At 36.9% G+C, this 8,826-nt stretch carries 5 protein-coding genes; 2 read left to right on the forward strand and 3 right to left on the reverse strand.

What is annotated here, in order from left to right; all coding sequences use genetic code 11:
* Positions 1 to 74: 74 nt before the first annotated feature.
* Entirely contained in the window at positions 75 to 2,627 is a 2,553-nt protein-coding gene (locus tag ACNKW3_RS08645; protein ID WP_427398883.1) for a winged helix-turn-helix domain-containing protein, read from the reverse strand.
* A 234-nt stretch (positions 2,628 to 2,861) separates the two neighbouring features.
* Between ACNKW3_RS08645 and ACNKW3_RS08650 the strand changes: the two genes are divergently transcribed.
* On the forward strand, positions 2,862 to 5,492 hold the full coding sequence (locus ACNKW3_RS08650) for a PKD domain-containing protein (protein ID WP_427398884.1): 2,631 nt from the start codon (positions 2,862 to 2,864) through the stop codon (positions 5,490 to 5,492).
* Positions 5,493 to 5,551: 59 nt separating this feature from the next.
* Here the strand turns inward: ACNKW3_RS08650 and ACNKW3_RS08655 are convergent, their stop codons facing one another.
* Positions 5,552 to 6,223: a DUF6090 family protein gene (locus tag ACNKW3_RS08655; RefSeq protein ID WP_427398885.1), complete on the reverse strand. Its 672-nt coding sequence runs from the start codon at positions 6,221 to 6,223 to the stop codon at positions 5,552 to 5,554.
* Positions 6,224 to 6,532: 309 nt separating this feature from the next.
* Between ACNKW3_RS08655 and ACNKW3_RS08660 the strand changes: the two genes are divergently transcribed.
* Positions 6,533 to 6,736, forward strand: coding sequence for a hypothetical protein (locus ACNKW3_RS08660; RefSeq protein WP_427398886.1), 204 nt, complete (start codon positions 6,533 to 6,535; stop codon positions 6,734 to 6,736).
* Here ACNKW3_RS08660 and ACNKW3_RS08665 read toward each other — a convergent pair whose 3' ends face one another.
* Positions 6,737 to 8,500 carry a diguanylate cyclase domain-containing protein gene (locus ACNKW3_RS08665; protein WP_427398887.1) on the reverse strand — a complete coding sequence of 588 codons (1,764 nt, stop codon included), beginning with the start codon at positions 8,498 to 8,500 and terminating at the stop codon, positions 6,737 to 6,739.
* Between the last annotated feature and the right edge of the window lie 326 nt (positions 8,501 to 8,826).

An 8,826-nucleotide genomic window follows, 5' to 3' on the forward strand; every position in this document is an offset into this window, starting at 1 on the left:
TATCTTTAGCCTGTTAAGTTACCTGTTGTATAGAAATAAATGTTAAGACAAAGCAAAAAGTTCCAATTTGATATTCATTTTAAAGCGTTACCAACTAAATACCGATATTCGCGACCATGGTAGGTGGCCAATAATCCATATTGCTCTTGCTGTTTTAAAACTTCATTTTGCCATTGATCTTTATTAATAGTTGGATGTGTGAGCAAAAACGACAACAAGTGAAACCCTACTTGGGGTTTTTCGTCGGGCTCAATGGTTTTCCAGATCTGTTCTAGTCTTGTCGCTACTTTGGAGGGGTGGAATTTTTGATAGAAGGTCAAGGCTTCTAGCAAGGCAAGTTTCACTTCGGGTTTATCTGGACTTAGTTCAAGGGCTTGCTCAAAAGACTGGATAACGGTGTCATAGGAATCCATTTGATTTTTACTTGCATATGCTTGTAGTAATTGATTCGTACCCAATATTTGATAACCAGAAGCAGCTTGAGGATTTAGTTCTATCGCATGTTTGAGCCAAGCATCAATTTCATCTAGTAAGACGCCCGCTGCTTCATACCGGTTTGATTCTAGATACATGCGAACCGTTATTTGTGCGCATTGAGACATGGTGTGCCAAGTGCTTGCCAGATTGCCTTTTAATTCATGGCCTTTTGTCGCTATGTCTATGCATTCTTGGCCAGCAACAATGGCATTTCCGTTGTTCGCAAACTCCTCATAATGCTTGTAATAGTACAAATTCATAAGATTAAAGTGTGGCCAAGTATAATCCGGTTGAATCGCAAGAGCTTGCTGTGCTTCTGCAATCCCCTGTTGCACTAGGGCTATAGCACTTTGTCCGCGTTCAAGTTCTATTTTCGCTAGGGAAGAATTTAAGGCCGCTAAATTATTGTGTACTTGTTGTTTGCGCTCTGAATGTTCAAGCGCTTTTGCGTAATTAAGACGAGTCTTGGCTAACGCTTCTTCATAGGGTTCATTATTGGCGGCTAATATTTTAGTCAGACTTTGATAGGCATTTCCGTTGTTTACATAAGCGTTATAGTAATCGGGCTTCATCTCTATGCTTGACTCATAATGTTGAATACTTTTGAGTAGCATAGGCATAGAATCAAGATCTTGTGAACTCAAATAACTAGCATAAGAAGCATATAATCGGCCTAGGTTGTGGACAAAATCTTCGTCATCAGGAAAAAGCCGAATGCCGTCTTTGAATAAATTTATACCTTTTTCAAAATATGGGATAGGAGACTGCCCTTTTCTCGCTAAAGCAACCCCATAGCGCCGCATTGCTATTGCATAGTTACCTATAATCTCAGAATTATCGGGATACAGAGAAAGCGCTTTTTCTGCAACTATTTGTAGCTGTTCAAATGCGATTTCTGGATCAGAATCATAATAGAGCGAGTCATTTAATTCATAGCTCCATAAATTTAAGCTAACAATTAACGATATTTTGTCATCAGGCACACTCGCCAGGCCTTTATCGACATAGTTACGTCCTAATTTTAAATAAGATAGTCGCTGGCTTCTTTCTTTTATCGAACCAGCTGCCATAAACAGATATAACTCAGCGGGTTTGCTCAATAACCTAGGATCTTCGCTTATTTGTGTTAGAGCGACACATGCGGGTTCGGCCTGTGCCGCAATTGACTCGATATTCAGTAAAATATGATTTGCATACAACATGGCAATATCAAGGTAGCGATCGCATCGCTCTGTATAAATTGCTAACTCTTTATCTGAAACGGGTTCTAGCGTAAAAGGGATTTCCGATACAATTAATCGGGACAACTTTTGGATAATTTCTTCTCGTTGAACTTTGTATTCACTTATAGGGCTATCAATGACTTGAGATAAAATGTGCACCCCTGAGGTCCCATCAATCAACTGTAGAGTCAACCTGAGCGTATCGTCATTTTCCCGTATACTGCCTTCTATAAAAAATCGGCTGCCTAATGACTGAGATATTTGCTCTGGCGATAATTCTTCGGTACTTATGGAAGATGCCAATGTTCTAGAGATAACTTTTAATGCTGGATAATTGGTGAGTTGGTGGGTTAACTCTTCAGTAAACGATTGCGCTGAATTTTGAATTAATGTGTCATCGCTAAATGCTTGAAAAGGTAATACCGCAATGGTTTCGTTGAATTCATTTGAATCATTGATAAATATATAAACAGCAAATGTGATACAAGCAATTATTCCAAGAGCTATTGCAACGACTTTTGAATTGAACACAGTCTGAGTCTGCGAACTCTGCTCTTTTTTGCCGTTTTGGTTTGATATCGTTACATCACCTTGAAGGCCGTAGCCTTTTTTAGGGATTGTGCGAATGATACTGGAGGATGATATCTGCTTAATTCGACTTCTTGTTTGACTCACCAAGTTTGTTAAGGAATCATCGCTGACAATTCTGTCATCCCATATTTTTGTCAGTAAATCATCTCTACTTAGTTTGTAATTTTCAGCAGACAAAAGCAGTTGAACAAGCAATAAAGATTTGTCATCCAAATCAACTTCTAAAGCTTCAGAATTATCAGATCCATTCTGAGGAATTGCCGGATATGCTTTGGCGTTTTTAAAGTCTATTATTATGTCGGCTATTTTAACGATAGATTGCTCATACGTTTCCATTTCACATCCGCTTCATCTTTCCCTGATTCAATTTTAATCATACACAAAAAAAGCAGTTTATAAAATGTGCATGTCATGTGCCTAGACAGTGTTCATGATTAGGCGCGTTAATTCCAAACTTTGGGTGATATTTTAATCTTAAACTTAACAATGCTTTTTTTTAAACTTCATATTGACTAAATTTCAAACACCATATTTAATTGCAGGATGATGGATAATATGTAGATGTAGAAAATGGATTTTAAACCCTTCGTTTTATTTGCGGTTGTTTCTTTATTAGCAGCTTGTGGGGGTGGTGGAGGCAAATCATCGGGTGAGACAATAACACCTCGTGCAAATACACCACCTTCTGTAAATGCCGGTACTGACGCATCATTTGATGAAAATTCCACTGTTACTATCTCTGCAACGGCATCTGACTCTGATGGTTCGATTGTAAGTTATGCATGGACGCAAATTTCCGGGTTCTCAATAAATATATCTAATGCAAATACGGCGTCTCTGCAATTTAATGCGCCTGACGTAACCGGCAATCTTACTTTAGAGTTTAGAATAACTGTTACCGATAATGATGGATCTAGTAGCTCAGATACAATTGTAATAACTATCGTGGACTTGAATCCAAACTCCCCGCCTGTCGCTCAAGATATTGTGTTTACCAGTGACCTATCATCTCCCTATATCAATGTAACACTACTGGCAACTGACGCAGACAATGATACCCTCAATTATATATTGGAATCAGAATTTGATGGTGAGGGTTATGAACAAGCATTTATTTCTGATCAAAAGCTATTTATTACCATGGAAAACAGTTCTGTCGAAGAGGTAAAACTTTACTACCGTGTAACAGATGGTATAGCGTTTAGTGAAACAGCTTCGGTTACTATAATCAAAGAAGAAACCACCGATAGTGGAACAGGAGCTGAAGAAACCTCTTCAGAAGACTATGCAGGACTGCCCAATGCTTTGGGCGGTAACTATCTGCATACAGGCCCAGAAAACACTTTACCTACGTTTGTCGATTTGTCGCCACTATTCCCTCTGCCAGGAAATCAAGGTCAACAAGAAAGCTGTGTTGGATGGGCACTGGGTTACGCAATTAAATCCTATCAAGAGCGAATTGACAATAATTGGGAATACACAGAAGAAACCACCTTCAGTCCTGCTTGGATTTATAATCAGATCAACAATGGAGTTGATAATGGATCAAATACATTCAATGCACTAAATCTTTTACAAACACGTGGTGCAGCGTCCTTATTGCGTATGCCTTATGATCAAAATGATTTTACGACGCAGCCTAGTGGAGCAGCAATTGCTGAAGCTGTTCATTATAAAATTGACACCTATGCCAGAGTAGATATTAATCAAGCTCGCCAAGCTCTGGCCAATTATTTTCCTGTATATTTTACCATCTCCGTGTATGACACCTTTGACGCCTTGTATAATTCGGGTGAAAATGCTGTATATAACTCTATATCAAATAATCGACGTGGTTATCATGCGGTGGCTGTAGTTGGGTACGATGACAATAAATTTGGTGGCGCCTTTAAAATAATGAATTCTTGGGGACAACAATGGGGTGATAAAGGTTTCGCTTGGATACCTTATGACATGGTTGCAAGTGTGGTTTCAAGTGCGTTGGTTGTATTGGATGAAAACTCTGATCCTAATAATGATTTACAAATTGAAATCCCTATACAAACAGAGCGACCGAATTTGCTAATTAAAAACTGGGATATTGAACTTGATGAAGTAAGAGATAACCCTTCTTTTTTGTATTATGAAGCTACGAATGATGGCGGTATTGCTACCTCATCGAACGACCATTTTGTGATTTCTCTCTACATGTCCAATGACCAAAACTTTAACCTTAATGACCGAGTTCTCTCTTACGATTATATAGAGCAGCCAATAAATCCGGGGGCTTCCCTAGTGAGAAGCAGGGACGACCAAAATGCTGCCTATGTATATTTCCCTGAGTTTGTTGAAACGGGAGATTATTATCTAGCCATGGTAATAGATCCTTTTAATCAGATTGAGGAAATATATGAGCAAGACAATGTTACCGCATCCGAGCAAAGTATTTATTTAGAGAATTCGCCTCAAGTGGATTTTGCCATTGATAATTGGCTCGTTGAATGGATTGAAGATGGCGATGGTACCGCAACACTTGAATACTCGATTTCTAATATTGGCCAGGCACCAAATCAATCAGCTTGGTTTACTGTTGAAGTATATCTGCATACAAACCCCACACCAGATTTGTTATTCCATGGAACTGATGGCGCTTACAGAGTGCATTCAGAAGCGGTAGAGGTGTCTTTAGCACCTGGTGAACAAGTTGTTAGAGACGAAACTAATGCAACAACGTTTAACATTGCCATGGATCATTGGGCTGGAACTCCGGAAAGAGTGCCTAGCGGCACGTATTATGTGTCTCTGCAGATAAACTATGGTTGGGATGATGAACCAACCTCTGGATTAGCTAATAATATTTCAACAGCATATAACAGAGTTGGAATAAGTAGCCTATTTGTATATTCCACTGGTACTAACAATGACAAATCCCAAGCTTCTAAAACTACGAATAAAGGTTCGGTTTATAATGGCAAACAGATCGATACTCAACGAATATTGACTAAAAAAATATCAATAAAAAATATTGATGGCATACCTCGTATTGTTGCTGTAGAAGATATACCTTCAACACAGAGACATTCAAAGAGTAGGTCCATTGAAACAACTAATGTAAAAATTCGGAAATCGCCTAGTTTACCTCGAAAAGTATTAAAATCAGGAATAAATGGACGAATAGCACCTGTAAATCAACGAATAGCATTACCTAAGCAAACGAGATAGGGCATTCAAAGTAATAATTATTGCTTGATAGATAATTCATTTAAAACATTCATAACCTCCTAAGCCTTAGGCAGTGTGCGCTTAGTAAGTATCAAATGAGAATTTGCGGCGGTGACGGCAAACACAGCTTCCAAATAAGTTCGGGGAGATATTAGATCCTTTTCCAGTTGTTTTTGAAGAGAAGGAATCAAAGCATCTGTTTCTAGCCCTAATTCTTCAATTTCAATTAAATTATCAACATTGCTCCACAGTAACATGTGTAGTTTTTCATTTACTGATAAGTAATGTTGTAAACCTTTATTATATTCAAACAAAGCTGTCCGCAACGATTGAGGTTGGATTAGATCCAATTTCCCAGTAGATACTAACTCTTCATAAGTAGGAGAATCTCCTAAGGGTAAAACCCAATGAGTAGCAGGTGATACAAGATCAGCAATAGGCTTGGGGTTATCTGCATAGTCACCGGTTTTTAAATAAGATGCCAATAACTTAGCGTTTTCTAGGGTGGATTCTATGCGAGTGATATTACTTTTTAAGTCATTTATTATGATATTGAAATCATGCTTTAACCGTTCTTGTATAACAAGCGTTTGCTGGAATTCTTCTCGTTCTTTATTCCAATTTGCTACTTGAAGACCAATAAAAACACCAAAAACTACAATGATAAAATCGAGTGATACTGCCACCCAGTTTTGTTCTTTCAAATGCTTTGAAAAATTTTTAAGTAGCATAATAGCTTCTCCTTCAGCATGCAGTACTTCCTTTTGTTGATACCATATTATGTGAAATCTGGTGGAATTTTCTACTATTTAATGAAAAGTATAAATAATCTGCTTTTGAGCATTTAATCAACTGAAAAAGCGGGAATTATTTCAAATAAAAATTCATAACTTATTCATACATTTATTTATTTTTTTGAATTTTTTATTATATTTTGTATGATAAAAGCATCTCATTTTTTCGGCTTTGATCTACAATTAAACAAAATCGAAAATTTGTTTGGTTTCGAAGGGAAACATATAAACTTATAAGGGGGCGTTATGCAGACAATTAATAAAAAGCTCCAAGCTATTCAACATGAAGTTCATTTACTGACAGAATACTGCTTAGAAACTGGGGACGAAAAAACCCGCCAATTGTTACTTGAAGTATTAGAAATACTAGATATTACACATAGTTCACTACAAGGTAAGTCTTTAAGAGGTTTTTCAAATCATTCCTCGACGCACATTAAGTCTCATTGATCAGTTGTGTGCGTTATGCTGTAGACCTTGTAACAATTGCTCTATGATTAACTGCACATCATCGAATTTATCAGCAGTGGTATAAATACTGAAATTAGAATTTAAGCTAATATCTAAACCTTGCTGTAAATCTTTAAAGCTTGATTCCAATACCCTTTGGGTCCTATGCATGAAGGCAGTAGCACTTTTTTCGTCGATGTTTACTAAACATAAAATTATTTGTTCAGGTGCTAATCTACCTACAATGTCGTCTTCTCTGGTTACACTTGAAAATGTAGAACTAACTTTAGATAAAATTAAATCGCCTTTAGTGCCACCTAATAATCTATTTACTTCCCTAAAATTCCCTAAATCAAATATGGCCAGCGCATGCGCCTTATCAGAATGAGGCGTTGATAATTTTTCTACTTTCTCAATAAAACTGCTTAAATTGAGTAAGCCTGTTACTTGATCAACTTCGGGATTGTTTTTTATCTGCCGGCGATAAAGATAGAACGCAACTATAGCTATTAGCAGAAGAAGACCAAGGATTAAGGCAACTGAATATGTTTTGACTTCTTCAGCTTTCTTTACTTTGGCCTCTAAGCTACTAATTTCTTGATAAAGCCCGCTGATGCCAAACTGAGTACTTCTAGTTAGCACCACTTCTTTATCTTGTTGCATCTTTTTGACGTATTTGTCGAAAGCAACGCCTGCATTTTCTGGATTTTTAAGAAATAACCAAGCCCTAACTTCAAATTCAATATGTTTTTCGTTTAAATATCTGGCTGTGGGGTATTCTTTAATTGTATCCACATAGGTAAAAACACATTTTTTGTCTTCTTTGTATAAACAAATAACGGCGTCATACCATCCGAATAAAGCATCATAATAAGGGTTGTTGACCTTATTTTTAAATTTTTCAAGCTCGTTGAGAGATAACTCTAACTCTGAATACTCCTCGAGATCATAATGAAAAGCCACTTTTTGTAAGTGATACCAAAAATTAGTCAGCGGCGTTTTGATATTTTGATTTATTTCATCAAATTCTTTTAACCGAGCCCTAAGCTCATCATATTGACCACTTGCTCTAAGAGAGACTAGCGCACTAACAAGAATCGATAGTTGATTACTTCCGTTATAAACTTTTAACCCTAGTTCATGAGCTTTTAGAAATTGTTCAGCGGCTTGTATATGCATGCCTGCATCTGCAAAAATTAACCCAAACGAGTTGTGCAAATGCGCAAGCAGCTTAAAGTTTTGTGAATTGCTGTATTCTTCGAGTAAAGCATAAACATTTTCAACAATACCACTGAAATGAGTATCGTAGCTACATGCTGTTAATAATCCTAATTTGGCACTGACATTTATATCTTCGAACTTACCTTCAGATACTTCCCTTGCTCTATAATATAAATTACATCGTTCATTTAATTCTTGAACATCATAAACAAAACCTAGTTGATACAAAGCCATAGCATAGGATTCACTTTGTTTATCAATCGTAGGATTTTCTACAATATTTCTTAAAATGTCTTGCGCCTCTAAATGACGGCCAATGCAGATAAAATGATGGGTTTTAATTAATTGAAGTTCTAATTTTTGAATAGACGTATTTTCAGCGCTAGACAAATAATCATCTACTTTATTAGCCTGCTCAGGATCTGGACAATCATAAGTTAATGATCTTGTATCGTTTATATAATCATCAATTGAAGTGTTTGCAAGCGCTATCTTACTAGAAAGAACTGCACACAAACATAAAATAGCACCAATACTTTTCAAAGGATTCTCTTTTCTTATTATTTATTGAGTACGACTCATCCTGAGCATTAATAGACTAAAGTTTAGCGGTTAGAGAAATAAATATCTACCTCTGTAAAATCCTAAAATAAAAAAGACAACTAAATTAACAAAAAACCTATCAATTAAAATGGAGCCGTAGTTCATTTTTTTAAGCCCCTACATCCCACGAACGTCAACGCCTAGCAACCCCCACTAACAATGGAGTCGTAGTGCATTGTTGCTATCCCGTGATTTAAATAATGGAGTCGTAGTTCATTGTTTTAGCATGGCTGGAGGCTTGGTGCTTGTTGGGTTACAGAGCAGTG

Origin of the sequence: Glaciecola sp. 1036, from assembly GCF_050306235.1 — a bacterium.
Classification (GTDB): Bacteria; Pseudomonadota; Gammaproteobacteria; order Enterobacterales; family Alteromonadaceae; genus Glaciecola.

What these genes read in the sequence shown, in the direction of transcription:
- ACNKW3_RS08650 (WP_427398884.1), top strand. Translation starts at nt 2,862, where the DNA reads ATGGATTTTAAACCCTTCGTTTTATTTGCGGTTGTTTCTTTATTAGCA.
- ACNKW3_RS08660 (WP_427398886.1), top strand. Translation starts at nt 6,533, where the DNA reads ATGCAGACAATTAATAAAAAGCTCCAAGCTATTCAACATGAAGTTCAT.
- ACNKW3_RS08645 (WP_427398883.1), bottom strand. Translation starts at nt 2,627, where the DNA reads ATGGAAACGTATGAGCAATCTATCGTTAAAATAGCCGACATAATAATA.
- ACNKW3_RS08655 (WP_427398885.1), bottom strand. Translation starts at nt 6,223, where the DNA reads ATGCTACTTAAAAATTTTTCAAAGCATTTGAAAGAACAAAACTGGGTG.